This is a genomic window from Hymenobacter endophyticus, assembly GCF_032464715.1.
Classification (GTDB): domain Bacteria; phylum Bacteroidota; class Bacteroidia; order Cytophagales; family Hymenobacteraceae; genus Hymenobacter; species Hymenobacter endophyticus.
In genome coordinates, this window is sequence record NZ_JAWDJT010000019.1 from 18,673 (window position 1) to 43,530 (window position 24,858).

The 24,858-nt window shown below is 61.6% G+C and carries 23 protein-coding genes; 10 read left to right on the top strand and 13 right to left on the bottom strand.

Annotated features, from left to right (window positions below; all coding sequences use genetic code 11):
• The gene (locus ROI90_RS20400; RefSeq protein ID WP_316000134.1) at positions 1 to 1,395 is read right to left on the bottom strand and encodes a DEAD/DEAH box helicase; all 1,395 of its coding nucleotides are present in this window, start codon (positions 1,393 to 1,395) and stop codon (positions 1 to 3) included.
• A gap of 131 nt (positions 1,396 to 1,526) precedes the next feature.
• Positions 1,527 to 2,465, bottom strand: a complete 939-nt coding sequence (locus tag ROI90_RS20405) for a YihY/virulence factor BrkB family protein (protein ID WP_316000135.1) — start codon at positions 2,463 to 2,465, stop codon at positions 1,527 to 1,529.
• A 109-nt stretch (positions 2,466 to 2,574) separates the two neighbouring features.
• Between ROI90_RS20405 and ROI90_RS20410 the strand changes: the two genes are divergently transcribed.
• Entirely contained in the window at positions 2,575 to 3,102 is a 528-nt protein-coding gene (locus ROI90_RS20410; RefSeq protein ID WP_316000136.1) for a DUF2062 domain-containing protein, read from the top strand.
• A gap of 62 nt (positions 3,103 to 3,164) precedes the next feature.
• On the opposite strand, the gene ROI90_RS20415 is transcribed toward ROI90_RS20410, so the two are convergent.
• The 5 genes from ROI90_RS20415 to ROI90_RS20435 all read right to left on the bottom strand — a co-directional run bounded on the left by ROI90_RS20415 (position 3,165) and on the right by ROI90_RS20435 (position 6,360).
• Entirely contained in the window at positions 3,165 to 4,151 is a 987-nt protein-coding gene (locus ROI90_RS20415) for an enhanced serine sensitivity protein SseB C-terminal domain-containing protein (RefSeq protein ID WP_316000137.1), read from the bottom strand.
• Between the two features lie 144 nt (positions 4,152 to 4,295).
• The gene (locus ROI90_RS20420; RefSeq protein ID WP_316000138.1) at positions 4,296 to 4,712 is read right to left on the bottom strand and encodes a c-type cytochrome; all 417 of its coding nucleotides are present in this window, start codon (positions 4,710 to 4,712) and stop codon (positions 4,296 to 4,298) included.
• Entirely contained in the window at positions 4,709 to 5,398 is a 690-nt protein-coding gene (locus ROI90_RS20425) for an SCO family protein (RefSeq protein ID WP_316000139.1), read from the bottom strand. The genes ROI90_RS20420 and ROI90_RS20425 overlap by 4 nt, the downstream gene beginning before the upstream one ends.
• Before the next feature lies 1 nt (position 5,399).
• Complete coding sequence (locus ROI90_RS20430) at positions 5,400 to 5,780, bottom strand: hypothetical protein (RefSeq protein ID WP_316000140.1); 381 nt, start codon at positions 5,778 to 5,780, stop codon at positions 5,400 to 5,402.
• 103 nt (positions 5,781 to 5,883) lie between these two features.
• On the bottom strand, positions 5,884 to 6,360 hold the full coding sequence (locus ROI90_RS20435) for a DUF4112 domain-containing protein (RefSeq protein WP_316000141.1): 477 nt from the start codon (positions 6,358 to 6,360) through the stop codon (positions 5,884 to 5,886).
• A gap of 146 nt (positions 6,361 to 6,506) precedes the next feature.
• On the opposite strand from ROI90_RS20435, the gene ROI90_RS20440 reads away from it, so the two are divergent.
• The gene (locus ROI90_RS20440; RefSeq protein ID WP_316000142.1) at positions 6,507 to 7,496 is read left to right on the top strand and encodes an aldo/keto reductase; all 990 of its coding nucleotides are present in this window, start codon (positions 6,507 to 6,509) and stop codon (positions 7,494 to 7,496) included.
• A gap of 234 nt (positions 7,497 to 7,730) precedes the next feature.
• Here ROI90_RS20440 and ROI90_RS20445 read toward each other — a convergent pair whose 3' ends face one another.
• Positions 7,731 to 9,182: a DNA integrity scanning protein DisA nucleotide-binding domain protein gene (locus tag ROI90_RS20445; RefSeq protein ID WP_316000143.1), complete on the bottom strand. Its 1,452-nt coding sequence runs from the start codon at positions 9,180 to 9,182 to the stop codon at positions 7,731 to 7,733.
• 207 nt (positions 9,183 to 9,389) lie between these two features.
• Between ROI90_RS20445 and ROI90_RS20450 the strand changes: the two genes are divergently transcribed.
• Positions 9,390 to 9,686: a hypothetical protein gene (locus ROI90_RS20450; RefSeq protein ID WP_316000144.1), complete on the top strand. Its 297-nt coding sequence runs from the start codon at positions 9,390 to 9,392 to the stop codon at positions 9,684 to 9,686.
• A gap of 18 nt (positions 9,687 to 9,704) precedes the next feature.
• On the opposite strand, the gene ROI90_RS20455 is transcribed toward ROI90_RS20450, so the two are convergent.
• Positions 9,705 to 10,940 carry a BaiN/RdsA family NAD(P)/FAD-dependent oxidoreductase gene (locus ROI90_RS20455; protein ID WP_316000145.1) on the bottom strand — a complete coding sequence of 412 codons (1,236 nt, stop codon included), beginning with the start codon at positions 10,938 to 10,940 and terminating at the stop codon, positions 9,705 to 9,707.
• Positions 10,941 to 11,048: 108 nt separating this feature from the next.
• On the opposite strand from ROI90_RS20455, the gene ROI90_RS20460 reads away from it, so the two are divergent.
• Complete coding sequence (locus ROI90_RS20460; protein WP_316000146.1) at positions 11,049 to 12,236, top strand: cation:proton antiporter domain-containing protein; 1,188 nt, start codon at positions 11,049 to 11,051, stop codon at positions 12,234 to 12,236.
• Between the two features lie 142 nt (positions 12,237 to 12,378).
• On the opposite strand, the gene ROI90_RS20465 is transcribed toward ROI90_RS20460, so the two are convergent.
• The 3 genes from ROI90_RS20465 to aroQ all read right to left on the bottom strand — a co-directional run bounded on the left by ROI90_RS20465 (position 12,379) and on the right by aroQ (position 14,716).
• Positions 12,379 to 12,939 carry a MarC family protein gene (locus tag ROI90_RS20465; protein WP_316000147.1) on the bottom strand — a complete coding sequence of 187 codons (561 nt, stop codon included), beginning with the start codon at positions 12,937 to 12,939 and terminating at the stop codon, positions 12,379 to 12,381.
• 112 nt (positions 12,940 to 13,051) lie between these two features.
• On the bottom strand, positions 13,052 to 14,119 hold the full coding sequence (locus ROI90_RS20470) for an aminotransferase class V-fold PLP-dependent enzyme (RefSeq protein ID WP_316000148.1): 1,068 nt from the start codon (positions 14,117 to 14,119) through the stop codon (positions 13,052 to 13,054).
• Positions 14,120 to 14,269: 150 nt separating this feature from the next.
• Positions 14,270 to 14,716 carry a type II 3-dehydroquinate dehydratase gene (gene aroQ, locus ROI90_RS20475; protein ID WP_316000149.1) on the bottom strand — a complete coding sequence of 149 codons (447 nt, stop codon included), beginning with the start codon at positions 14,714 to 14,716 and terminating at the stop codon, positions 14,270 to 14,272.
• A gap of 194 nt (positions 14,717 to 14,910) precedes the next feature.
• Here aroQ and xerD point away from each other — a divergent pair, with 194 nt between their 5' ends.
• Positions 14,911 to 15,813, top strand: a complete 903-nt coding sequence (xerD, locus tag ROI90_RS20480) for a site-specific tyrosine recombinase XerD (RefSeq protein ID WP_316000150.1) — start codon at positions 14,911 to 14,913, stop codon at positions 15,811 to 15,813.
• A gap of 5 nt (positions 15,814 to 15,818) precedes the next feature.
• Here the strand turns inward: xerD and ROI90_RS20485 are convergent, their stop codons facing one another.
• Positions 15,819 to 16,232: a hypothetical protein gene (locus tag ROI90_RS20485; RefSeq protein WP_316000151.1), complete on the bottom strand. Its 414-nt coding sequence runs from the start codon at positions 16,230 to 16,232 to the stop codon at positions 15,819 to 15,821.
• Between the two features lie 107 nt (positions 16,233 to 16,339).
• Between ROI90_RS20485 and ROI90_RS20490 the strand changes: the two genes are divergently transcribed.
• The 5 genes from ROI90_RS20490 to ROI90_RS20510 all read left to right on the top strand — a co-directional run bounded on the left by ROI90_RS20490 (position 16,340) and on the right by ROI90_RS20510 (position 24,801).
• Positions 16,340 to 18,076 carry a DUF6044 family protein gene (locus ROI90_RS20490; RefSeq protein ID WP_316000152.1) on the top strand — a complete coding sequence of 579 codons (1,737 nt, stop codon included), beginning with the start codon at positions 16,340 to 16,342 and terminating at the stop codon, positions 18,074 to 18,076.
• 185 nt (positions 18,077 to 18,261) lie between these two features.
• Complete coding sequence (locus tag ROI90_RS20495) at positions 18,262 to 21,273, top strand: FtsK/SpoIIIE family DNA translocase (protein WP_316000153.1); 3,012 nt, start codon at positions 18,262 to 18,264, stop codon at positions 21,271 to 21,273.
• Between the two features lie 109 nt (positions 21,274 to 21,382).
• Positions 21,383 to 22,027 (top strand): LolA family protein, encoded by a 645-nt coding sequence (locus tag ROI90_RS20500; RefSeq protein ID WP_316000154.1) that lies wholly within the window; start codon positions 21,383 to 21,385, stop codon positions 22,025 to 22,027.
• A 148-nt stretch (positions 22,028 to 22,175) separates the two neighbouring features.
• The gene (locus ROI90_RS20505; protein WP_316000155.1) at positions 22,176 to 23,483 is read left to right on the top strand and encodes a DUF2851 family protein; all 1,308 of its coding nucleotides are present in this window, start codon (positions 22,176 to 22,178) and stop codon (positions 23,481 to 23,483) included.
• 46 nt (positions 23,484 to 23,529) lie between these two features.
• Positions 23,530 to 24,801, top strand: coding sequence for a hypothetical protein (locus tag ROI90_RS20510; protein ID WP_316000156.1), 1,272 nt, complete (start codon positions 23,530 to 23,532; stop codon positions 24,799 to 24,801).
• Positions 24,802 to 24,858 lie beyond the last annotated feature (57 nt).

The following is a 24,858-nucleotide window of genomic DNA, read 5'->3' on the forward strand; positions in this document are numbered from 1 at the left end:
CTACGCCACCACCGATACACGTATTTTCTTGCCCTTTACTTTCGCTCCGGCCAGGCGCTCGGCCACGGCTTCGGCCTGGCTGCGGGGCACGGCCACGTAGCTGTAGTAGTCAAATACTTCGATGTGGCCTACCTCTTCGCGGCTCACGCCGCCCACGTTCACAAAAGCTCCCACCAAGTCGTGGGCGCTTACTTTGTCCTTTTTACCAGCGGTTACATGCAGGGTTACGTTCTCAGGGCGGGGGGCTTTGGGGGCGGCGGGAGGCAGCTTGGGCGCGTGCATGTCCTTCCAGGTGATGCCGGCTGCCACGGGCCATTTCTTTACGTGGGCCAGCTCCTTATCCGTTACCAGAATGTGGGCCGTGCCCTCGGCGCCGGCGCGGGCCGTGCGGCCAGCCCGGTGCTGAAACGCGTCGGCCTTGTCGGGCGCGTCGTACTGCACCACGGTATCCAGCTGGGTTACGTCAATGCCGCGGGCAGCCACGTCGGTAGCTACCAGCACCTGACTGGAGCCGTTACGCAGCTTCAGCAGGGCCTTGTCCCGCTCGGGCTGGGGCATTTTGCCGTGCAGCACCTCGGCCGCTACGCCCCGGCCTACCAGAAAGCGGGTCAGCTCCATGCACTTCTCCCGGGTATTGCAGAAGATAAGGGCGCGGCCGGTTTCGGGCTTGTTGAGCAGGTGCAGCAGGGCGGCGGGCTTCTTGTCCAGCGGGCCCACGTGGCCCAGCAGGGTCAGGTTTTCAGGCAGCTCGTCGGTGTCCTCGCCGGCGTTTACCACCCGGGGGCGCGTCAGGTTCTTGCGAATCAGCTCCACCACCTTGTCCGACATGGTAGCCGAGAACAGCAGCGTCTGGCGCTGGCGGGGCAGGCGCTTCACAATTTCCACCAGCTCATCCTGAAAACCCAGCTCCAGCAGCTTGTCGGCTTCGTCCAGAATCAGGGTTTTGAGCTTGTTGGGGATGATGGTGCGCCGCTCAAAGTGGTCGAGCAGGCGGCCGGGCGTGGCTACCACCACGTGGGGGGCCTGGGTGAGGGAGGCGGTTTCCTCGCGGAAGGCGTGGCCCCCGTAGAAGGCTGCCACCCGCAGGTTGGGCAAGTATTTGCCGATCTTTTTGAGGGCATCGCGCACCTGCAGGGCCAGCTCCCGGGCGGGCACGAGCACAATCACCTGCACGGCATCCAGCTTCAGATCAAGGGTTTGCAGTACCGATAGGCCGTAGGCGGCCGTTTTGCCCGAGCCGGTGGGGGCTTGGCCCGCTACATCCTGCCCGGCCAGGGCCATGGGTACTACCTGCTCCTGCACGGCCGTAGGGGTCAGGAATTGCAGCTCTTCCAGGGCTTGCAGCAGTTCGGGGGCCAACCCCAGGTCGGCAAAGGAAGCAGTAGTCGAAGTCATAAGCGGTTGTTCTACCCGTAAAGGTACGCTTTATGAATGGGGGAATTGTTGAATGGGAGAATGGGAGAATGGTTGGATGGATGAATGGGTGGATGACTGAATAACAATTCACCCATTCACTCATTCACTCATCACTCCTCTGTTACGTCTACCAGCTTGTAGCGCACGGCCGTTTTTTTGGGGCGGATATCGAGGCCGGTGTAGTGGGCGTAGGCTTTGGTGAAGCAGGCCCCGAAGTAGAAAATCATGGCCGAGTAGAACACGAACAGCAACACCAGCACTACACTGGAAGCCGGCCCGTAAATGGGGCCCAGGTTGCGGGGTACCAGCAACAGGCCCAGCGCATTTTCCCCCAAATCAATGAGCAGGGCCGTGAGCAAAGCCCCGCGCCATACGGCCTTCGGCGGAACTTTGGCGCTGCTCAGGTTGCGAAACGTTACGCCGCACCAAGCCGTCAGAATCAGCAGGGAAAACAGCTGGTTGCCCACCTGAAACAGCACCGAGGAAAACGCCGCCCCAAACTCCTGGGCGTAGTGGGAGAGGAAGGCCAGGGCCGCATCGGAGAGGAAAGCCAGCAGGGACAGCAGCCCCGTTACCAGCAGCAGCCCCAACGAGCGGCTCCGCTCCTTCAGCACCTTGCGGAACTGCCCGGTGCTGCGCCGCACCCGCACCTGCCAGAGCTGGTTTAGGGAGTTCTGAATAACTCCGAACAAGGTGGTGGCAATAAACAGCAGAAACACGAATCCCAGCCAGGTAACCAGCCGGCTGCGCTGAATATTGGTCACGTTTTGCAGAATCTGCTCCACCAGCCCCGCCGCCGAGGAGCCCAGCAACCCCGAGAGCTTGGTGAGCAGCAGTACCCGCACTTGGGAGCGAGAATACAGGGAGCCCAGCAGCTGAATCAGGATGATAACGATGGGCGGCAGGGCAAACGTGGTGAAGAAAGCCGTGGCTGCGCCCAGCCGGAGGGGGTCGTTGGCGGCAAACTCCCGGGCGGCCCGGCGCAGCAGAATTACGAAATCACGCAGAGGATGCCGGCCTGCATGGCCGGACGGGTGTACTTTTGTCATGAGAGGCGCGTACTACCTGCGGGCGAGCCGCCGCACAGAAGCCGAGTTACGAAGGTAGCACCCGGTAGTGGCATCACCCAGCCTCTTTTTTTTAGCAACTATTTTACTTGTGCCGCAGCCGTCTCCCTTACTCGTTCCGGCCTCGCCCGAGCCACCCACCAGCTGGTGGCGCCGTAAGCTGCTACAGCCCCTGCTCAACCTGCTCAAACAGGGCCTTACCCCCCAGCAGCTGGCCCTTACTATTGTGCTGGGTACGGCCACCGGCTTAGTACCGGTACTTGGCATCACTACCCTAACGGCAACGGCCCTGGCCGTGCGCCTGCGCCTGAATGTGGCCGCTACATTGCTAATTGCTCACCTCTGGAGCCCGGTACAACTACTGCTTCTGATTCCGCTGATGAGTCAGGGAGCCAGGCTATGGGGTAGCAACGGGCCGGCCCTCACCCTGGAAAAGCTTCAGTACCTATTCAGCCACGATACCCTGGGAGCGTTGCGGCTGCTGTGGCACGCCATATTGGGGGGGCTGGCGCTCTGGGCCGGAGCCTGCTGCATCCTCGGGCCCGTTCTGTATCTGCTCCTGCGCCCCATCCTAACCCATTTCATGGCCCGCCAAAGACCCCTTGACACTGAGGTATAAAAAAGGCCCCGTAACCTACGTTACGGGGCCTTTTTTATATCGTAAGCCGGGCTGGCTCAATATTAAGCACGCTTGTACACGGGCTCCGAGTTGAGCAGGTACTGAATCAGGGGCTCCTCCGAGTTGGGGTCAATCAGCATCAGATCCACGAACTGGGCCTCGCCGATGTTGCCCTGGATGATGGGGCCCAGATCCTGGAGGAAAGCGGGGTCCTGGTCTTCAGTTTGGAAGGCGAGCAGCAGGCGGCTTTCCTGGGGGTTATGCTGCATGCGCATCTCGGTCAGGAACACGGCCTCCACCTGGGGGCGGCCGGCGCTGTACTCGCGCAGGGCCTCCTTGAGAGCCAGGGGCTCCGGCTCGGGGTCGTGCAGGGAAACCTGCATATCCTGCTGGGGCGGGGCCTCAAACAGCTGACCCGCCAGCAGCGCATCAATTTCGGCCGCTTCCAGCAGCTTGCCTACTGCCGAGAAGGGGTTCAGGGCGCAGTCGGCTCCTTTCACCATCGTGAAGAAGTCGTGGCCCCGCAGGCGCAGGAAGGTTACGCTGCCTTCGGGTACGGCTCCGTTGTCATGAATTCGCTCGGGGGCAGTGAATACGGCAATTTTACCATCGTGCAAGGCCTGCAGCTGAATTTCCATGCCTTCGGTGGGCGTTACCTCTCCGGGCTCCAAGCCCTCCTGAGCGGCCATTACCACGGTAACTTCCTCGCCCAGCAGAGCCTGGTAGAAGGGGGTGCGGAACTGCGGCTCCACGGCGGCTTGCATCAGCAACTGCTCCAGAATGTTGAGCGGCTGGAAATCGGGCATTTGTGGGGCCATGGGCTCACCCACGCCGGGCAGCGGAATGGGCGGGGCCGGCGGAATGAACGGCGTAGCCGCGGGGGCCGGCGTAGCTGGCATTTGGTAATTGGAGCCTTTGTAGCGGGGGCCAGCTGGCTTGCCCGAATCTGAGGCAGGAGCTTCGGGGGAAGGAGTAGCGCCGGGGGTGGGGGTAGAAGCGGGAGCGGGGGTGCCCTCGTCTTTCTTTTTCAGGAAGTCAAACAGACCCATAACAGAACAAACAGATGAAAGTGCAAGCTAAGCAGGTTTGCTGGTAAAGGTGAAATTGTGAAGGGTGAAGTTGTGAAAAATCCCTGGCCTGTTCTTTTAGCAGGTATACACAACTTCACCCTTCACAATTTCACTATCTCACCGCTACTGCCCATCCGAGCCGTTACAGCGGCCCAGCAGCTCAGAGGCTTCCCGGATGGTGTAGGGCTGGTTCTGGTTGCCCCAGTTGGTATGCAGAAAGTTGAGCAGGTTGGTAATCTGCGAGTCGGTGAGGTCCTCGTGGCCGGGCATTACCTGGTTGTAGCTGATGCCGTTCACCACCAGCGGACCCTTCAAGCCCTTGCGAATAATGCAGGGCAAATCGGCGCGGCGCTGGGCCATGAAGTCGACGCCAGCTACGGGCGGAATCAGGCGTTGCAGGCCCTGGCCCTGGTCGCCGTGGCAGCTGGCGCAGTGCGTGGCATAGAGCTGGGCGCCCTCGTTCTGGCGCTCCGTAAAGCAGCCCGTCAGGTTCAGTAGTAATGCTGCGCCGGCAGCCCCCACTAGCAAGGCCCGGTTCATTGGGCGGCCACGGGCTTATCCAGCTGTTCTTCCTTCAAGAGCACGGGCAGCTCGGCAATCAGGCGGTCTACCTGCTCCTTCACCATGCCATCGTACACGCCCCGGATGCGGCGCTGGGAATCGACCAGCACAAAAGCCCCATCGTGGGAGAAGCCGCCGGCCGCTTTCTTATCAATCTGGGCGCCCGAAACGTAGGCGCTGGCCAGCTTGAACACGGTATCCTGCTGGGTGCGGGCAAAGTGCCAGCGCGAGGCATCCTTAATTCCGAGCCGCTCAGCGTAGTCGCGCAGCACCGGAATGGAGTCGTGGTTGGGGTCGATGGTATGGCTCAGGAACAGCACGTTGGGGTTGCCTTCGAAGGCCTTATACACGCGCAGCATCTCACTCTGCATTTTGGGGCAGATGCTGGGGCAGGAGGTAAAGAAGAAATCCGCAACGTACACTTTGCCGGCAAACGTCTGGTTGGTAACCGGCTGGCCCATCTGGTTGATAAGCCGGAAATTGGGTATCGGGTCCGGGAGCGTATCGGAAGGTGAGGTGGGCGCGGCGTGCTTGAGACCGTACACGGACAGGCGCTCGGGCTCCTCGTTGGGGTTGGAGGTGCAGGCCAGGGGCAACAGGCCGCCCAGGGCCAGCAAAGCTGCCAGCGCAACTGTGCGGCGGGCGCGGGAAAGGAACGTGTTCATGTTAGCGGGTAGGTGAGGTGGAGGAAGCCGCCGGCTGCGCCAGCCGGGCCGAGTCCTGGCTGCTGCGGAACAACCGGCCCACGGAATCGATGCGCTGCTGCTGGGCCGCGTAGTAGGCCATGCGGCGGGTTACGGCCACCGTGTCGGCGGGCTTGCGGTAGTGGTGCATCCAGAACATCATGCCCGCTTCGGCGCCCAGCAAAGCCCCCTGTAAACGAGCCACTCGGGCCGTATCGGGTAGCTGCTGCACTTGCTGCCGTAGCGTGTACAGGTTGCCCATCTGGGCCATTAGCTCATCATGACGGGCCAGCAGGGCTTTTTCGGCGGCTTCGGCCTGCTGCTCCTCGCTCTGCAGCGAAAGGCAAGCGGATAGTAAAAGCAACAGGGGGGCAAGGCGGAGTGTTTTCACGGCCGCAAAGCTACAACAGGAACGCCTGAAATTGGGGTGAAGCGCGGCTTTATGCCCCACTTGGTGCCAGAGAGGTTTATATATGGGCGGCGGCCCACTGCCACAACGCCCAGCCGCCCCACACCAGCCCTCCGCCAATAGCCAGCAGCACCAGCGTCAGCAGCACAATCAATCCCGCCCCCGAGCCTTGGTACTTGCCCTCCTGGTAGTGGCGGCGCAGCAGCTCAACGTTGCGGTTGTTGGCTTTATAGGCGAAGTCGAAGATGCTGCCAATTATGGGAATAGCGCCAATCAGAGCATCCAGCACCACGTTCAGCACCATGCGCACCACCAAGTGGCCACTGGCGCCGTGGCGCATCATGGTCAGGATGAGTACCCCGGATACGGCCAGGGAAGGCAGCCCGCCCACCACCGGAATCAGCCCCACTATTGGGTCGAGGCCGAAGCGCCACGTGGTGCCCGGCACGCGAAACTGGCTGTCGAGCAGGTGGGAAATCCGCTCTACCCAGCGCAGGCGGTCATCTTGGTCGAAGGAGGGAATGGGAGTAGGCATACGGGCTCTTCAACGCGAAAACCGGGGGCTGGTTGGCAACAATAGGGCCGGGGAGTGGGTACTACCAACGCCAAGAGCGGGCTGGAACGCAGGCTTAGGACCGCCTTCACCGCGGGCACACTTTTTCACTGAATACAACGCAGCGTATGAAAACTCGTCAACTGGGCCAGCAGGGGCCTATTGTTTCTACCATGGGGCTGGGCTGCATGGGTATGTCCGATTTTTACGGGGACCGGGATGAGGCGGAAAGCCTGCGCACCCTGGCGCGGGCCCTGGAGCTGGGCGTTACCTTCCTGGACACGGCCGATATGTACGGCCCCTACACCAACGAGGAGTTGGTAGGCAAAGCCCTGAAAGGTCAGCGCGACAAGGTAATACTGGCCACCAAGTTCGGGATTCAGCGCGACCCGCAGAACCCGGATAAGCGGGGCATCAACGGCCGGCCCGAGTACGTACGCCAGGCCGTGGAGGGCTCCCTGAAGCGCCTCGGTACCGACTATATTGACCTGTATTATCAGCACCGCGTCGACCCCAACACGCCCATTGAAGAAACTGTGGGGGCCATGGCGGAGCTGGTGAAGGAAGGGAAAGTGCGCTACCTAGGCCTCTCGGAGGCGGCCCCTGAAACTTTGCGCCGGGCCTGCAAAGTACACCCCATTACAGCGCTGCAAACAGAATATTCACTCTGGAGCCGCGACCCAGAAGATGAGATTCTGCCTACCTGCCGGGAATTGGGCGTGGGCTTCGTGCCCTACTCCCCGTTGGGGCGCGGGTTTCTGACGGGACAGATCCAGCGGTTTGAGGATTTGGCCGCCGACGATTACCGCCGCCACACGCCCCGGTTTCAGGGTGAGAATTTTCAGAAAAATCTGGATCTGGTAGCCCGCATCAAGGAAATAGCCGCTGAAAAAAGCTGCACGCCCGGGCAGTTGGCCCTGGCTTGGGTGCTGGCCCAGGGCGAGGATATTGTGCCGATTCCGGGTACCAAGCGGGTGGCGTATCTGGAGGAAAACCTGGGAGCGGCCGAAATCCTGCTTTCCCTGGAAGACCTGGCTCGCATCAACCGGATAGCCCCCCACAACGCCGCCGCCGGCCAGCGCTACCCCGAAGCCATGATGAACAGCGTGAATGGGTAAATGGTGAAATTGTGAAGGGTGAAGTTGTGAAGCACCCGAAAGACACCGTAGCTAATCCGTGCTTCCCCAAAGCACAAAGCCCCTGGCGTGAGGACGCCGGGGGCTTTTGATTAGGTAAGGGCTTTGCATGAAGTAAAGGACAGATTAACTGCGCTGTCCTTCGGGTGCTTCGGCCTGCGGCCTCGCAATAATACGCCGCCCATCCACAACTTCACCTTTCACAATTTCACCACCTTACCGCCGGGCGGGGGGGAGCAGGTCTATCCAGCCGTCTTCGCTGACTACAATGGCCAGCACGGGGTAGCGGCTGCTTTCCACGTAACGCAGGGCCGAGTTGTAGCGGGAACCCCGGCTGGAGTCGCCCTTCTCGGTGGCCAGCCCGTCCAGGATTACGCCGATGGCGTGGCAGGTGCCGGCCGGGTCGATGAGCACGGCCCCGTCGATGTTGGTAACCAGCCGCAGCACGGAGGGCGTCATCAGGCGGGGGGCCACCCGGAAGCACTGGCGGGTGAGGCGGGCCGCCTCCTGCCCGGCCCCTTCCGAAATAACCAGAATAGTGCCGTTAGACTGCGTGGTGGCCTTGAGGGTCAGCTCCCAGAGGTAGGCAATACCAGCAGTATCCACGGCCGGAAACACGCGCCGGACGGCTTCCGTGAAGTTGTCCTCATCCACGGTGCCCCGGGGCAGGCGGGGCGTGTTGGACACTACTTTCATCATAGTGTGCCCATCGTGGCTCAGCTCCCAGCTATAGTGCTTGGTGAAATGCACCGTGAACAGGGGCTCGTACTGCGGGTCGGTGGACTCTACCAAATAGCCCAGGCCGAATACGTCGGTAGCATCGGTAATCAGGGATGTGCGGTCTTCGCTGAGCTCCAGTAGCTTGCGGATCCGGCGGTAGTCGCGCAGGGGAATGGGGGTTTCGAGGGTAAGAACCGGTACCACGGCCGAGTGGTTACGCCGGGACACGAGCATGGTGCCCACCCCCTCCCCGCCCTCGTGGCGTAGGGCCGCCACGCCGTTGCAGGCATCGTAGAGGCCGTGGGAGCCGGCGGCGGCCCGCAGCATAAAGCGGCGGCCAGCGGCGCGCAGCACCTCGTTGTAGTCCCGGTCCAGTACCGGCCGGTCATCATCCGTATCCGATTCGCGCAGGGCCCGGGAAGCATCCTGAAGTACCTCCTGCACAGTGGCCGCCAGCAAAGAGGCGGGCCGGGTGGGGCCGGTAGGGCCCGGCAGGGCGTAGTAGCTCTGGTACGCTTCCGCGTTTAGCTGCAGCACAATCACTACCAGGTAGCCGCCCACGCTTACTGGCTGCGAGCAAAAGCTCACGCGCTCCTCCCGGAAGCTGCTAACCAGGTCGTTGAGGGTATGCTCAGTGGCGCGGCGCAGCAGCTCATACCAGCGCTGCTTCTCAAACCGGTCGTGGTCGAGGGGGTGCAGGTGGTACACTACTTCCCGAGGTCCGTCGGGCTCCAGAGCGGCGGCGTGGGCTTTGATGGCGGCAAAATCCTGGGGCTGGTAGCGGTGCATACGAGGCTCCACTACCACGGCATCCGGCTCGTTGGTTTCGCGGGCGGAGGCTAAGCCCAGTAGAAATACCTCTGGTTTCAGCGTACGGTCAAGCAGATTAAAAACGCCATCAGCAAATAACTGGGCTGAAACGCGGAAAAGACTTTGATTTTCCCACATACGGGAGAGCTAAACGAAAACGGGGAGGAGCGGAAAACTGTACGTACGCAAAAAGCCTGGTACGGGTGGTAGCGCCGGAAGAATTAGCTGGCAGCACAGCTTCTGAAAACAACCTGATTGCGGGCACGTTATAGGAAAGTGGCCGGCTTCGCACCCCATCGATGCCTTCCACTATATCGTCCAGTCTGCTTTTTGGCTTTAGAAATCATGGTAGGAGACGTTGGGCCTTGGCTGGATATGCGGCCGGTATTCGGATTAATGCTGGCATTTTTGCTGCTGGCGGGCTTGTTGATGGTCGCTTTTACCTCTGCCTATTGCGCCCGGAGCCACGGCCGCTCCTTCTGGCTATGGTTTGCTTTGAGCCTGGTGCTGCCCGTGGTGTCGTACTTTGTGTTGTTTGCGCTTATTCTGCATCAGCACATGAACCAGGGCCAACGGCTGCTGAACGAGGCCCGCGCTATTCTGGCAGCTGCCGCCCGGGCTGCTCATCCCGAAGAGCACTAACCTGCTGAAACCAGCCCGTTAGCCAACAGCCGATAGCCACTCCCGTATGCCCTGCGCTGCCCAGGCCCCGGTGCTGAAACAGCCCTGCAGCAAATAGCCACCGGTGGGCGCTTCCCAGTCCAGCATTTCACCCGCCACGAAGATGCCGGGGAGCTTTTGCAGCATCAGCTGTCCGTTCACCTCCGCCCAGGCTACCCCCCCGGCCGTACTGATGGCCTCATCCAGGGGCCGCAGCCCCGCCACCGGAATGGGCAGCTGGGTAAGCAATTGAGCGGCTTCAGCGGCCCCGGAAGGGAGGTTGAGCATTCCCACTTCCCGCAACAGCGTGGGCACCGGCGGCCCCAGCCGCAGAGTCTCCTTCAGAAAGGAGGCCCAGCTGCTGCCCGGCCGCCGCTGGCTGAGCCTGGTAGTGAGTTGCGCCGGGGCCAGGTCGGGCTTGAGGTTGAGGTGCAGGTAGGTGGGGTGGCCGGTGGCCAGGGCTGCCCGCAACTGGGGCGTGAGGGCATATACGGGCGTCCCTTCCAGACCGTACTCCGTCAGCATAAGCTCGCCGCGCACAGTATGGGGGCCGCAGCTAAGGGCAATGTTCTTGAGCGGCTGCCGCCCCACTTTCTCCCGGAAATACGCCGACCACGCTACCTCCGCCCCGCAGTTGCTGGGCTGAAAGGGCGCGCAGGCTATGTTTTGTTGCTCCAGGATGTTGGTCCAGTGTCCATTAGAGCCGGTTTTGGCCCAGCTGGCTCCCCCTAAAGCCAGCAGCGTGGCAGCCGGCTTTACCGTCAGCTCCTGGCCGGTGGTTTCCTGAAGAATGCGCAAGCCTTTGTCAGCAGTGAAGCCCAGCCAGCGGTGGCGGGTATGCAGCTCTACGCCCAACTGTTGCAGCCGCTCCAGCCAGGCCCGCAGCAGCTGGGCCGGCTTGTACTCCGCCGTCGGGAATACCCGGCCGCTGGTGCCCACAAAGGTTTCTATGCCCAGTGCCGCTGCCCAGGCCCGTAAATCATGGGGGGAAAAGTGCCGCAGGTAGTGGCTAAAAGCTGGGGCGTGGGTTGCGTAGCGGGCCGCAAACCGGCTTTCCTCCTCACTATTGGTCAGGTTGAAGCCCCCGTGCCCGGCCACCAGAAACTTGCGGCCCACGGTGGCCTGCGCCTCATACACCCGCACGTGGTAGCCGGCTTCGGCCAGGTGCTGGGCCGCCAGCAGCCCGGCCGGGCCGCCGCCCACAATGGCTACATTAAGGGGAGGAGTCTGCTGCATGGGGTAAAGGTACTAGGCTTGGGTGGGTAGCCGGGAAACCCTTTGCAGCGGCCATTGTCCGGGGTTACCCGTATAGACTCCCAACATTGTTGGGCTTAACTGCGCCGTATGGGTTCGTATTCTATTCTGATTGGCCTGAGTCTGGCCATCATCCTGTCCTACCTCTTCGACCTGGCCGCGCGGGCCACCAAGGTGCCCTCGGTGCTCATGCTGCTGCTCTCGGGCATTGCCCTGCGCCAGGCCGCCGAGTACTTTGATTTCACCCTGGGCATCCCCAAGGTGATACTGGAAATGTTCGGCATCATCGGGCTCATCATGATTGTGCTGGAAGGCGCCCTCGACCTGAAAATCAGCCGGGACAAGGGGCCGCTAATCCGCCGGTCGTTTTTTGCGGCCGCCCTCATTCTGGTGGTGCAAGCCGTTATCATTGCCCTGATTCTGCACTTCTGGCTGCACGTCAACTTCCAAAGCTGCCTGGTGAATGCCGTGCCGCTGGCCGTTATCAGCTCGGCCATTGCCATTCCCAGCGTGGCCAGCCTGCAGGGCGAGAAGCAGGAGTTCATAGTGTACGAAAGCACGTTTTCCGATATCCTGGGCATCATGTTCTTCAACTTTGCCTTACAGGATAACTTTGCCCAAGGCGCGTCGGTATTCACCTTCGGGGCCGATGTGCTGGCCGTGCTGGTGGTGGCCGTGCTCAGCACCGCCGCCCTGGCCTTCCTGCTCGACCGGATTCGGCTGCACGTGAAGTTTTTCCTGATTCTGGCGTTTCTGGTGCTGCTCTACAGCGTGGCCAAGAAGCTGCACCTCTCGTCCTTGGTGCTGGTGCTGGTGTTCGGGCTGGCCGTAAACAATGCCGATACCTTCCTGAAAGGCCCGTTGCGCCGCTGGTTCCGGCCCGAGCGGCTGAGCGAGGAGGTGCACCAGCTGCGCAGCATCACGGCCGAGTCGGCGTTTCTGATCCGCACGTTCTTCTTCCTGCTGTTCGGGTTTAGCATCACGCTCAACAGTCTGCTCAATCCCCAGTTGCTACTCCAGGGCGTGCTCATTGTGGCGGCCCTCACGGCCATCCGGTTCGTGTACCTGCGCTACATTGCCCGCACCGACCTGATTCCGGAGCTGTTCATTGCGCCCAAGGGCCTGATTACGGTTCTGCTGTTCTACAGCATTCCGGAAAAACACCTCATCGGGGAAGTCAGCGAGAACATCCTGTTCGTGGTTATCCTGCTTACTGGGGTGCTGATGATGGTAGGGCTGCTCATGAGCCGGCAGCAGCCGGAAATAGGGGAGTACTAGAGCCAGAAAGCAAAGCCCCCTTGTCATCCTGAGCACAGCGAAGGACCTCGTAACGATGGAACGAGTCGTTGTTACGGCAAGTGTTCTAACGTGATAAGGTCCTTCGCTGTGCTCAGGATGACAAGGGGGGCTTTGACTTAACCTAAAAGTTGGATTTGAACAGCTTGATGGCAATAGCCAGCAGAATCACGCCGAACACCCGGCGCAGAATATCTTCGCCGGCCTTGCCCAGCTTACGCTCAATCCAGGCGGAGCTTTTCAGCACCAAGTATACAAACACCAGGTTCACCACAATGCCCGCCAGCACGTTGGGCAGCTGGTAGGCTGCCCGCAAAGACAGGAGCGTGGTCATGGTGCCGGCGCCCACAATCAGCGGAAACGCCAGCGGCACAATGGAACCCGTGCCGGTGAGCGGGTTGTGCTTGAACAGCTCCACGCCCAGAATCATCTCCATGCCAATAAGGAAGATGATGATGGCCCCGGCTAAAGCAAACGATTGGAAATCAACCCCAAATAGGCTGAGAATACTCTGGCCCAGGAACAGGAAGGCCACCATCAGCATACCAGCCACCAGCGTAGCCACCTCGGCATTGATGCCGCCTTCCCGCTGCCGAATCTGGATGATGATGGGAATGGAGCCCAGAATATCAATGATGGCAAAGAGCGTGAGCGTAACGGCGGATATTTCCTTGAGGCTGAACATAGGTGAAATTGTGAGATGGTGAAATGGTGAAAGGTGATGTTGTGAATTGTCTGATATGCGCAAACTGCGCGGGTGGAACAACTCACAACTTCACCTTTCACAACTTCACGCTTCAGGCGAATTCCTTGGCGAAGAACTGGACGAGCTGCTCGAAGGCCTCATCGGGGATGGCGGGGAAGTTGGCAATGCGCAGGCTGGTGGGTTTCCAGGAGCCGTAGCCGCTGCCCAGCTGCAGGCCCTGGGCCAGGGCCCGGCGCTTTACTTCATCAATCAGGGCCGGCGCACCCTGCAGGCCGATAACCGTGGTGGAGCGGGTTTCGGGGTTGCTGACGAGGGGCGTGAGCTGGGTGGCCTGGTCGAAGTAGTCGTAGAGCTTGGTGGCGCGGTCCTGTAGGTGCTGGTGCACCTGCTTGATGAGGGGCCGGTCGGCGAGGCTGCGGCTCAGCAGATAAATACCCAGCACGTTGGGCGTGTGGGTGGTCTGGAAGTTGAGCATCTTCTCGTACTGGGCCGTGAGGGAGTTGTAGTGGCTCCGCTCGTTAATGCGGCGCAGGCGCTCCACGGCCTTCGGCGACAACAGCATGATGGACAGCCCGGCTGGCAGCCCGAAGCACTTCTGCACCGAGGCGTACCAGATATCGGCCTTGATGTACTTGAGCTGGACGCCGGCCATGGAGGAGGTGGCATCTACGGCCAGCAGGGCGTTGCCGGGCAGGCGGTTGTACAGGTTCAGAATAACCCCGTCGCGGAGCTGGGTGGCGTTGCTGGTTTCATTCTGCGTGATGCACACCAGGTCGGTTTTCTCATCAAGGCCGGGCAGGTTGTGCACGTCGGGCACCTCATCCAGCCCGAACCGGATGCCGGTGCTGGCCGGGCGCAGGGCCTGGGCGTACTCAAACCACTTCTCCCCGAAAGCCCCGCTGTACAGGTGCAGGCTTTTGGTGGGCGTGAGGCTCTGGGTGAGCACCTCCCAGCACTCGGTGGCCGAGCTCATGAAGAACACGGTGTAATCCTGGGGTACGTTGAGCTTATTTTTCAGCTCCTGAATGGTCTGGCGCATGAGCTGCACAAACCGCTCGCCGCGGTGCGGGGCCGAGAGCCAGCCCTCATCAAAGGCATCCTGCAGGTAGCGGCGCACCTGGGGGTACACTTGAGAAGGGCCCGGATTGAATGTATACATAGGTTGGAAAGGCTAAAGGAGAACGGCAAAGGTAACCAAAGGTGAAATGGTGAAGTTGTGCAATGGAGAAGTTGTGAAGTGGTTGGTAGGCGCAAACTGCGCGGAAGAAACGATTCACAACTTCACCATTGCACAATTTCACTCTTGTCATCACACCTTAAACCCTACGCGCTTGGGGCGCTGCCCGTCGAAGTAGTGCAGGGCCAGCTTATAGCTCTCGAGCTTGAAGCCGCTGATGCTGCCGATGCAGTTGCGGCCCAGCAGGCTTTTCTGGCGGAACTCCTCGCGGGCGTGCAGGTTGCTCAGGTGCACTTCCACCACGGGCGCGCCAATGGCGGCCACGGCATCGGCCAGGGCCACGCTGGTGTGGGTGTAGCCGCCGGCGTTCAGCACAATGCCGTGGTGGCTAAAGCCCACCTCGTGCAGCTTGTCGATGAGCTCACCCTCGTGGTTGCTCTGGAAATACTCCAACTCCAGGTTGGGGAAGGCTTCGCGCAGTTCGGGCAGGTAGTCTTCGAAGGAGCGGGTGCCGTAGATGCCCGGCTCGCGGCGGCCCAGCAGGTTCAGGTTGGGGCCGTTAAGGAGGAGAATTTTCATGGGAGTGCGTAGTGGTTAGTGCGTAGTGCCTGGCAGGTAGTGAGGCAGGCCGAAGACAGAGTTTGTAGCTTGCGCAGGAAGCTGGTGCTGCAAGCTACGGCTGCAGGGCAAGTAAAGCGAAGTTTTACCTGCGTTGCGGTGGCCGATGGCCAAATGTCCAGCACTAGGCACTAACCACTACGCACTACTCAAACATGTCTACCTGGGCCCTCACCATCAAGCAGTTTGCCGGCTACCTGCAGCTGGAGAAGTCGTTGTCCTCGAACTCGGTGGAAGCCTACGTGCGCGACGTGGAAAAGCTGCGGCAGTACCTGGAGCTGGAGAAGCTGCCGGCCTCGCCCCAGCAGGTAACCACCCGCATCCTGCGCGACTTTTTGGCTTGGCTGGGCGGGTTGGGCATGGAGGCCACCTCCCAGGCCCGCACCCTCTCGGGCATCAAGGCCTTCTACCGCTACCTCATCATGGAGGATTTGCTCACTATTGACCCCACCGATACGCTGGACGCGCCCAAAACCGGCCGCAAGCTGCCCGACACGCTCAGCTACCCCGAAATTGAGCAGGTGCTCAGCGCCATTGATCTGAGTACGCCCGAAGGCACCCGCAACCGAGCCATGCTGGAGGTGCTGTATAGTTCGGGCCTGCGGGTGAGTGAGCTCACGGGCCTGCGCCTCTCCAACCTCTACGCCGACCAGGGGTTTGTGCGCGTGACGGGCAAGGGCAACAAGGAGCGGCTGGTGCCCATCGGGCGGGACGCGCTCAAGCACTTGGGTTTCTACCTGCAAGGTATTCGGGCCCACCTGGATATCAGGCCCGGCCACGAGGATACCGTGTTTCTGAACAAGCGGGGCAGTGGTATTTCGCGGGTGTCGGTGTTTACCATTATTAAGGCGGCGGCCGAGGCGGCGGGTATCCGCAAGAGTATCAGCCCCCACACGTTTCGCCACTCCTTCGCCACGCATTTGATAGAGGGCGGGGCCGATTTGCGGGCGGTGCAGGAAATGCTGGGCCACGAGAGCATCACCACCACTGAAATCTACACCCACCTCGACCGAGACTACCTGCGGCAGATTATCACGGAGTTTCACCCGCGCAGCTAGGCTTGTTATTCCTGGCAGCTGCTGAGCCACTCAATGGCCTCCGGGGCGTTATCGAACAGTTGAATTTCAAAGGCGCTGAACAGCATGTGTACCGGAGTGGCCGTGAAGGACGTGGCAAACTTGTGAGCCTGGGTAACGTGGGCCACGTAGCGCAGGCCCGCCCGGGCCGCCGCCGGCCCCCACTCGTGGGTCAGCCAGTGCACCGAGTCGAACCAGGGCCCATCGAGCTGGCTGTTGTCGTTGAGCAGGTAGGGGCAGTGAAACTCGTTGAGCATTTCCAGACTCACAATACCGCCCTGCTGAGCCTGATCGGGCCCCACAAAGCCCCGCCACACGGTTCGGAGCCACTGGCTGGCGGGGTCGTAGGTGAGTTGGCAATACACAGTGGCATCGGGGGAGGAGAGTAGGCGTTGCGTCATAGCGGTAGGCAGCAGTAAGGGCGAAGCATGTTGAACGCGGAGAAGCCCGTTGAGGATGCTGTGGAGGTAACGACTATTTTTGCCGGTTCGCCGTCGTAGCCTTTTATATGCCCGAAGTTAGGTCTGTTTTTCCTTCGCGCCTCCGGGTATCCTGGCCGCTATGGGGGGCAGTGCTGCTGTTACTCCTGCTCAGCGCGGTGTACCTGGCCCCGGGCGGCCGCACTTACATCCTCCTCGATGACAACCTAGATACTGAGCTGGTAGTGCCCTACGTGCTGGTGCAGGAAGGTAAGGCCCTGGACTACCGGCCCACTACACGGGTTGAGCACCTGATGGGCGGCATCCCGCGCAATGCGTTGCGGCCGGGCCTGCAGCCGCTGGTGGGTTTGATTGCCCTGCTGCCTCCCCTGCCGGCCTACCTCGGGCACGAGCTGCTGGTGCGCCTGGCGGGGCTGCTGGGCATGTACGTGCTGCTGCGCCGCTACGGCTTGAGGGGGCCTCAGCAAGCCTGCGCCTGCGCCGCCCTGGCCCTGGCCTGGGCCGTGCTGCCAACCTACACGGCCTACGGGGTATCGGTGCTGGGGCAGCCCTGGGTACTGTGGGCGTCGCTGAACCTAAGGGCCGGGCAGCAGCGGGCGGCCAGCGTTGCGGCTCTGGTGGGGTTTGCGCTGTGGTCGAGCCTAGTGCTGGCCGGGCTGTTTGTGCTGGCCGGGGCCGGTGGGATACTGCTCTACGATGCGCTGCGTAACCGGCGGCTGGTGTGGGGGCCGTGGCTGGGGCTGCTGGTCATGGCGGCTACCTACTTGGTGGTCGAATACCCACTGGTATCGTCTCTGCTGATTCAGCGGCAGTTCGTGCCCCACCGCCTGGAGTTCGACCTGGGTCAGCTGGCCCCCGGTGGGGTGGGGGTGGGGCTGGTGGCAGCAGCCCGTTATTTTGCCCTGGGCCAGTACCACGCCAGCTTGTTTCCCCGGCTGGCCCCGCTGCTGGCCGCCGGGGCTGCCGTTACCCTGGCCACTCCCGGCCCGGCTCGGCAGCTACTCCGGCGGCGCCTGGCCCTGGGGTTGGCGGCGCTGTCGGTACTGGCGTTGTTCTGTGGTTTTTATCCCCAGTTACTAACAGGCCTGCAACGGGCCGTGCCGCTGCTGCGGACCTTCAACCTCACTCGCCTGCACTTCCTCACGCCGCTGGCGTGGTTTGGGGTGCTGGTTTTGAGCTTACGCCATTTGCCGGCCGGCCGGCCCCGGTGGGCGCTCATTGGGCTGCAGCTGGTAATGGGCCTGGGCCTGAATACCGAATGGACGCGCAATGTGCAGCGGCAGCTGGGCCGCCTGCCGGCCGCCGAGCCTACCTACGCGGCCTACGTAGCCCCCGAACTGCTGAGCCAGGTGCAGCAGGATATCCGGCGGCACACTGGCCAGGAGCCGGCCGCCTACCGCGTAGCCTCCCTGGGGTTGCCGCCGGCCGTGGCCTCGCTCAACGGCTTCTATACCCTGGATGCTTACCTCAACAACTACCCGCTGCCCTATAAGCACGCATTTCGGGAAATTATAGCCGGGGAGCTGGCCAAAAGCCCGGAATTGCAAACGTACTTTGATGCCTGGGGCAACCGATGCTACCTGTTTTCGGCCGAGCTGGGCAAGAACTTCCGGGTGGGGGCGTTACCTGAGCGGGTGGTACAGCACTGGGCTTTCAACGGGGCCGCGTTCCGCCGTTTGGGCGGGCGCTACGTGCTGTCGGCCGCTCGCCTGGCCCGCCCCCGGGAAAGTGGGCTGCGGCTGTTCGGGCACTACACCCAGCCGGGGGCCTACTGGCAGCTGTGGGTGTACGAGGTGAAGTGGTGAGTTGGTGAAATGGTGAGTTAGACGTTCTGCTTGCGCTACACCGGGCAAACCGCGCAAGTAGTGCAAGCAGAACGTCAAACTCACTATTTCACCACTTCACCATTTCACCAACTCACCACTTCACCATTTCACCACCTCACCAACTCACCGTTTATGCCTAGATTTGGTCTTTGGCGAGTATCCTGATGGCTAAAAATACCTACAAGCAACAACCTGACTCGGCCGCGGGCCGCTCCAACGAGCCCCGGCCCGTAGCCGAGCCCAAAACGGCCCGCAATCAGTCGCGCCCGGCTGCGGAGCCGGCCCGGGAGAACCGCCGGAATGAGCCCCGTACTGTCGCGCCCAAACCCCCACGCAAGCCCATCAAGCTGCCCTCCGTTAAGCTCGGCGGGCTGTTCGATTTTCTGCGGGACCGGCGCTTTCAGCTGTTTCTGGGCTTCTTCTTCCTCATCGGCTCCATTTACCTCACCATTGCCTTCATTTCCTTCCTGTTTACGGGCCACGCCGACCAGAGCGTAACCGAAAACGTGGGCAATGCCACCGTGAACCAGGCCGGGCAGGAAACCAGCAACTGGCTGGGCCTGCTGGGGGCCCTCACGGCTCAGCTCCTCATTCAGAACGGCTTCGGGGTGGCGGCTTTTGCGGCCATTCCCATCGTGTTCTTCTTGGGCTACAAAATCGTGTTCCGCCGGGCCGATGTGTCCTTCACCTACGTGCTGGCGCTGTGCCTGTTTATTATGGTATGGCTGAGCGTGCTGATGGGTTACGTGGTGCTCAGCATCCAGGGCCCCGGCACCGACCCGGCTGTGGCCCATAGCCTCGACTTCCTGTGTGGCCGCGTGGGCTACGAAACGGCCTTCTGGCTGGATAGCCTCATTGGCTGGGGCACGGTGCTGCTGCTGGCCTTCGTGCTGATTTCCTTCGTGGTCTTCTTCTTCAACGTCACCAGCCTCAACCTGAACCTGCGCCGCAGTGCCGGCGACGAGGAGGAAGAGGAGGACGAGCCCGCCGCCGCGCTGGCTTTTGCCGGCAACCGGGCCGCCACCGCCGCGCCCTGGGCCGAGCAGGAAGAGGAAGAAGAGCCCGAACTGGGCATCACCCTCCGGAAAGTAGGCCCGCTGGCAACCCCGGCGGCCCCCGCAGCGCCGGAGCCGGTTGCCGCTGAGCCGGTCCGTACCGGCCCGGTAGCCTCACCCGCTTTCAGCGCGGCGGTGCCGGAAGTAGAGCCCTTCACAGCCCCCGTAGCAGCCTCCGCGACGGTGGCGGCCGGTGGTCTGGCGGCTTCCGCCGCTGCCGTGCCGCTGAGCGTGGCGGCGGCTACGGGCGCTGCCGTAGCTGCGGCGGCGCTGCCGGCTGCCGCCCCGGCCGGGCCCAGCTTTTCCTTTGAAGTGGCCCCCGAAGAGCCCGTGCAGCCGGTGCGCCCGGCGGCTCCGGTGGCTTCTGCCAGCGTGCCCACGCCGCTTTCTTTGGCTGATCTGGCCGATGACGATGCGCCGCTACCGGCTCCGGTAGCCCCGGCAGCGGTGCCGGTGGTGGCCGCGCCGGTTGCGCCGGTGGTAGCCTCCGGCCTTTCTTTTGAGGTAGAAGATTCCACCAGCACCCCCGAGCTGGACCCTTCCGCCGGGGCGGACATGGCTGTTATTGCCGAGGAAGCGGAGGATGAGGAGGCCATGCCCACCGGCGAGTACGACCCCACCCTCGATTTGCCTCGCTATCAGTACCCCACCCTAGAGCTGCTCAACGACTACGGTGTGGCCAAAGCCCAGGTATCCAAGGAGGAGCTGGAGGCCAACAAGGACCGCATCGTGGAAACCCTGGGGCACTACGGCATCAACATCGCCAGCATCAAAGCCACCATCGGGCCCACGGTCACCCTCTACGAAATCGTGCCCGACGCCGGGGTGCGCATCAGCAAAATCAAGAGCCTGGAGGACGATATTGCCCTGAGTCTGGCCGCCCTGGGCATCCGGATTATCGCGCCTATTCCGGGCAAGGGTACTATTGGTATCGAGGTGCCCAACACCAAGAAGGAAATGGTGAGCATCCGCTCGGTATTCAACACCGAGAAGTTCATCGGCACCGAAATGGATTTGCCCATTGCCTTTGGGCGCACCATCACCAACGAGGTGTTTGTGGTGGATCTGGCCAAAATGCCCCACCTGCTCATGGCCGGGGCTACGGGCCAGGGTAAATCGGTGGGCCTGAACGTGATTCTGGCTTCCCTTCTCTACAAGCGCCATCCCTCGCAGCTCAAATTTGTGCTCGTCGACCCCAAGAAGGTGGAACTGAGCATCTTTAACAAGATTGAGCGCCACTTCCTGGCCAAGCTGCCCGAGTCGGACGAGCCCATCATCACCGATACCAAGAAGGTGGTGAACACGCTCAACTCCCTGTGCATGGAGATGGACCGGCGCTATGATTTGCTCAAGGATGCCGGCTGCCGCAACCTCAAAGAGTACAACCGCAAGTTTGTGGAGCGCCGCCTCAACCCCAAAAAGGGCCACCGCTACATGCCCTTCATTGTGCTGGTAATTGACGAGCTGGCCGACCTGATGATGACGGCCGGCAAGGAGGTGGAAACGCCCATTGCCCGCCTGGCCCAGCTGGCCCGCGCCATCGGTATTCACCTGATTGTGGCCACCCAGCGCCCCTCCGTGAACGTTATTACCGGCATCATCAAGGCCAACTTCCCCTGCCGGATTTCCTTCAAGGTGACCAGCAAAATCGACTCCCGCACCATTCTGGATGCCGGCGGGGCCGACCAGCTTATCGGCCAGGGCGACATGCTGATTTCCCAGGGCTCGGACATCATCCGGGTGCAGTGCGCCTTCATTGATACGCCGGAGGTGGATCGCCTCTGCGACTTCGTGGGCGAGCAGCAGGGCTACCCCAACGCCTACGAGCTGCCCGAAGTACCCGGGGAAAGCGGCAGCGGCAACGGCGACGGGGACGAGTTTGATATGAGCGACCGGGACGCCATGTTTGAGGAGGCCGCCCGCGTGATTGTGCTGCACCAGCAGGGCAGCACCTCCCTGATTCAGCGCAAGCTCAAGCTGGGCTACAACCGCGCCGGCCGCCTCATCGACCAGCTGGAGCACGCCGGCATCGTGGGGCCATTTGAGGGCAGCAAGGCCCGGGAAGTATTAATTCCGGACGAATACAGTTTGGAACAGTTGTTGAATAGCCTGTCCAAGTAAGAAGCGAACCGGCAGACGGGAGTGCCCAACGGGTTTTTCAGTTGTTGTGTAAACAAAGTCCCGTTTCTCACGTCTCTGTACTCACTTCCCCAATCCACCAACCATTGCAATGAAGAAATATTTCGCCCTGCTCGCTTTGTCCGTGTCGTTGACTTCTGTGGCCACGGCGCAGCAGGACCCCAAAGCGGGTAAGATTCTGGACCAGATGAGCGCCAAGTACCAGGCCATGAAAGCCTTCAAGGCCACGTTCACCCAAACCCTGGAAAACGACGCGGCCAAGGTGAAGGAAAACCTGTCGGGGGATATTACCGTGAGCGGCCAGAAGTTTCGCCTGAAGATGAGCGGCCAGGAGGTCATCAACAACGGCAAAACCATGTGGACCTACATGAAGTCGGAAAACGAGGTGAATATCTCGGATTACGAGCCGGAGGAAGGGGAGGTGTCGCCTTCGCAGATTTACACCCTCTACAAAAAAGGCTACAAGTACGCCTACGTGCAGGAAGCCAAGGAAGGTGGCGAAGTGGTGGACGTAATTGACCTCTCGCCCGAGGACCGTAACAATCCCGTGTATAAAGTGCGCCTGAAAGTGGGCCGCAATGATAAGGCGGTGAAAAGCTGGCAGATGTTCAAGAAAAACGGCAACCGTTACACCTACCGTATCAGCAAGTTCCAGCCCAACGCCCCGGTGGATGCCACCACCTTCAACTTCGACAAAGCCAAGTATAAAGGCGTGAAGGTGATTGACCTGCGCTAATCGGACTATAAAAGTTCTGGCCGACCAGCCCGCTTCTGCAGCAGCAGGGGCGGGCCGTTTGCTTTTTGGCCCGGTAAAGCGGTACTTCGGCTAAACTGTTGAGCTGCTGGTAAAGTGGCGGCAGTGGTACCGCTATATTTCCTGGGCTATGGCTATTCCGGTGATGAAAGAAGACTTTCTGCATTATGTGTGGCAGTTGCAGTACTATGATAAAACCGACCTGCGCACGGAAAATGGCCAGCCCGTAACCGTGCTGCGGCCCGGCCACCGTAACCCCGATGCCGGCCCCGATTTCCTGAACGCCCGCCTGACCCTGGGCGAAGTGGAGTGGAACGGGGCGGTAGAAATCCATATCCGGGCCTCCGACTGGCACCGCCACCAGCACCAGACCGACGGCAAGTACGACCAGGTGATACTGCACGTGGTGTACGCGGCCGATGCACCGGTGCAGCGCACCAACGGCTCCGATATTCCGGCCCTGGCCCTGGGTGCGCGGCTGGCGCCCGGCCTGCTGGCCGCTTATGAGCAGCTCAGCAACCAGCCGCTCGAGGCGGCTTTGCCCTGCGCCCCGCTGCTGCCCCAGGTGCCCGAGCTTACCCGCACCATGATGCTGGGCCGGGCGCTGCTAGAGCGCGTGGAGCAGAAGGCCGACCGCATTGCCGACCTGCACCAGCAAGTAGCCGACGACTGGGAAGCCACCGCCTGGCACGCGTTGGCCGGGGCCTTCGGCTTCCAGAAAAACGCCGAACCCATGAACCGACTGGCGCAGGCGCTGCCCCTGAACTTAGTGCGCCGCCACCGCCACGATGCCCGTCAGCTGGCGGCTTTGCTCTTCGGGCAGGCCGGCTTTCTGGGGGAGGAACCCGCCGATGCGTACAGCCGGCAGCTGCGCACGGAGTTTGAGTTTCTGCGCCATAAGTACAATCTGCACGGTACCGCCCTGGCCCCCCACGACTGGAATTTTCTGCGGATGCGGCCGGCTAACTTTCCCACGGTGCGTCTGGCCCAGTTACTGGCCCTGCTGCACGCCCGCCCCACGCTCTTCGATGCCCTGCTAACGGCCCGGGACGTGCGGGCTTTGGAGCAGTTTTTTGCCGCGCCCCTGCCCGAGTACTGGCAAACGCACACCCGGCCGGGTAAGCCGGGGAAAATAGCGGTGCTGGGCCGGAGCAGTATTCATTTGCTCATCACCAATGTGGTAGTGCCCTTGCGGGTGGCCTACGCCCGCTCCACCGGCAACCCCGAGCAGGTGGAAACCGCCGTAACTCTGCTGGAGCAGCTGCCCCCCGAGCACAACCACCTCACGGCCCCCTACGAAGCAGCCGGCTTCCAGAACAAAGCCGCCGCCGACTCCCAGGGGTTGCTGGCGTTGCAGCGCGGCTACTGCGCCCCCCGCCGGTGTCTGGCCTGCGGTATTGGGGCCCGGTTGCTGCGGCAGCCGGCCGGGGCTCTGTAACTGCGGGCCGGCTGTTACCTTTGAGGCTGGCTATATTTCCTATCCGTTGCTGTTTCGAATTGTATTTGCCCTGACCCTGAACGCCGGGCTACTACTGCTCTTGTGGTGGTGGCTGCCCCGGGTGCGGCAGTTGCCGGTGGTGGGTAAATGGGTCGTGCCTACGCTGGTCCTGAAGCTGGTGACTACGGGGCTGGTGGTCTGGCTGATGAGTGAGGATGCCCGGTACTTCATGCTATGGTCTGCTCGCATGACCGACCAGTTGCACCATGCACCCGCCCAGTGGGTTTACATGCTCGGCCAGGATGAGTTTCGGTGGCGGAACTGGGAGCTGGTTTTTCACGGGTTTTCCAACACGCTCTTTCTCATCAAGCTGCTCTCCGTGCTCAACCTGGCCAGCCTGGGCAATGCCTGGCTCAATGGCTGCTACCTGTCACTGTTCAGCTTCGTGAGTGGGTGGGAACTGGTGCGGAAGCTGCGCCTGCGCTGGCCCGAAACCCCGGCCGGATCCGGCGTGGTAGCCTTTTTGGGCTGGCCCACGGTGGTGTACTGGACCTCGGGCCTGACCAAGGAAAGTCTGCTGGTGGGTAGCGGAGCCTTGGTGCTGGCCCTAATGATGCATCTGGGCTACGGCGGCACGCAGCGCCGCGGCTGGGCACTGGCAAGCCTGGTCGTTGTGGTCGGGCTGCACTTCAAAATGCGCTATTTCTTTGCCGTGGTGCTGTTTGGCGTGTTGGCGGGCCTGGCCTTGGTGCTGGTGCTGCAACGCCTGGGCACGGCCCGTTCCCGGGTGGCACAGGTTGTTGTGTTGGTCGGTTTGCTGCTGCTGGGGGCTTGGGCGGCCAGTGAAGTAAGCCCGGTATTTCGGGCCAACAAGTTCACCTCCCAGCTCCAGCGCAACTACACCGAGCTGCTGGCCTCCTCCGGGCAGCGGCCCCACCTGGAGTACCCCCAGCTGCAGCCTACCACCGAAAGTGTCCTTAAGCACACGCCCGAGGCTGTTTTCAATACGTTATCGAGGCCCTGGCCCTGGGAAGGCGATACGCTGCTGTACATGGTGGCGGGCTTGGAAAATCTGCTGCTGCTGGCATTGGTAGTGGTGGCCATAGGCGCTACGGTACAGGGACGAAGCGGACGGTTGCCCTTTGGGGTGGTGCTGGCTCTGCTGGTGTACTGCGTTATTCTGGCGGCGCTATTGGGCCTCACCACGCCCAACCTGGGTACCCTGAACCGCTACCGGGTAACGTTTCTGCCATTTCTGGTGTTTCTGGTTCTGCAAAACGACTACGCGGCCCGGCTGCTGCGGCGGGTGGGGCTGTGACCCCAGGCTCCACCGGAAACTCCCCACTTAAAACTACCGGGCTACCCGTATCTTTGC

Coding starts and splice junctions, on each gene's coding strand:
- ROI90_RS20400 (WP_316000134.1), bottom strand. CDS start 1,395: ATGACTTCGACTACTGCTTCCTTTGCCGACCTGGGGTTGGCCCCCGAA.
- ROI90_RS20405 (WP_316000135.1), bottom strand. CDS start 2,465: ATGACAAAAGTACACCCGTCCGGCCATGCAGGCCGGCATCCTCTGCGT.
- ROI90_RS20415 (WP_316000137.1), bottom strand. CDS start 4,151: ATGGGTCTGTTTGACTTCCTGAAAAAGAAAGACGAGGGCACCCCCGCT.
- ROI90_RS20420 (WP_316000138.1), bottom strand. CDS start 4,712: ATGAACCGGGCCTTGCTAGTGGGGGCTGCCGGCGCAGCATTACTACTG.
- ROI90_RS20425 (WP_316000139.1), bottom strand. CDS start 5,398: ATGAACACGTTCCTTTCCCGCGCCCGCCGCACAGTTGCGCTGGCAGCT.
- ROI90_RS20435 (WP_316000141.1), bottom strand. CDS start 6,360: ATGCCTACTCCCATTCCCTCCTTCGACCAAGATGACCGCCTGCGCTGG.
- ROI90_RS20440 (WP_316000142.1), top strand. CDS start 6,507: ATGAAAACTCGTCAACTGGGCCAGCAGGGGCCTATTGTTTCTACCATG.
- ROI90_RS20445 (WP_316000143.1), bottom strand. CDS start 9,182: ATGTGGGAAAATCAAAGTCTTTTCCGCGTTTCAGCCCAGTTATTTGCT.
- ROI90_RS20450 (WP_316000144.1), top strand. CDS start 9,390: ATGGTAGGAGACGTTGGGCCTTGGCTGGATATGCGGCCGGTATTCGGA.
- ROI90_RS20455 (WP_316000145.1), bottom strand. CDS start 10,940: ATGCAGCAGACTCCTCCCCTTAATGTAGCCATTGTGGGCGGCGGCCCG.
- ROI90_RS20460 (WP_316000146.1), top strand. CDS start 11,049: ATGGGTTCGTATTCTATTCTGATTGGCCTGAGTCTGGCCATCATCCTG.
- ROI90_RS20465 (WP_316000147.1), bottom strand. CDS start 12,939: ATGTTCAGCCTCAAGGAAATATCCGCCGTTACGCTCACGCTCTTTGCC.
- ROI90_RS20470 (WP_316000148.1), bottom strand. CDS start 14,119: ATGTATACATTCAATCCGGGCCCTTCTCAAGTGTACCCCCAGGTGCGC.
- aroQ (WP_316000149.1), bottom strand. CDS start 14,716: ATGAAAATTCTCCTCCTTAACGGCCCCAACCTGAACCTGCTGGGCCGC.
- xerD (WP_316000150.1), top strand. CDS start 14,911: ATGTCTACCTGGGCCCTCACCATCAAGCAGTTTGCCGGCTACCTGCAG.
- ROI90_RS20485 (WP_316000151.1), bottom strand. CDS start 16,232: ATGACGCAACGCCTACTCTCCTCCCCCGATGCCACTGTGTATTGCCAA.
- ROI90_RS20490 (WP_316000152.1), top strand. CDS start 16,340: ATGCCCGAAGTTAGGTCTGTTTTTCCTTCGCGCCTCCGGGTATCCTGG.
- ROI90_RS20495 (WP_316000153.1), top strand. CDS start 18,262: ATGGCTAAAAATACCTACAAGCAACAACCTGACTCGGCCGCGGGCCGC.
- ROI90_RS20500 (WP_316000154.1), top strand. CDS start 21,383: ATGAAGAAATATTTCGCCCTGCTCGCTTTGTCCGTGTCGTTGACTTCT.
- ROI90_RS20505 (WP_316000155.1), top strand. CDS start 22,176: ATGGCTATTCCGGTGATGAAAGAAGACTTTCTGCATTATGTGTGGCAG.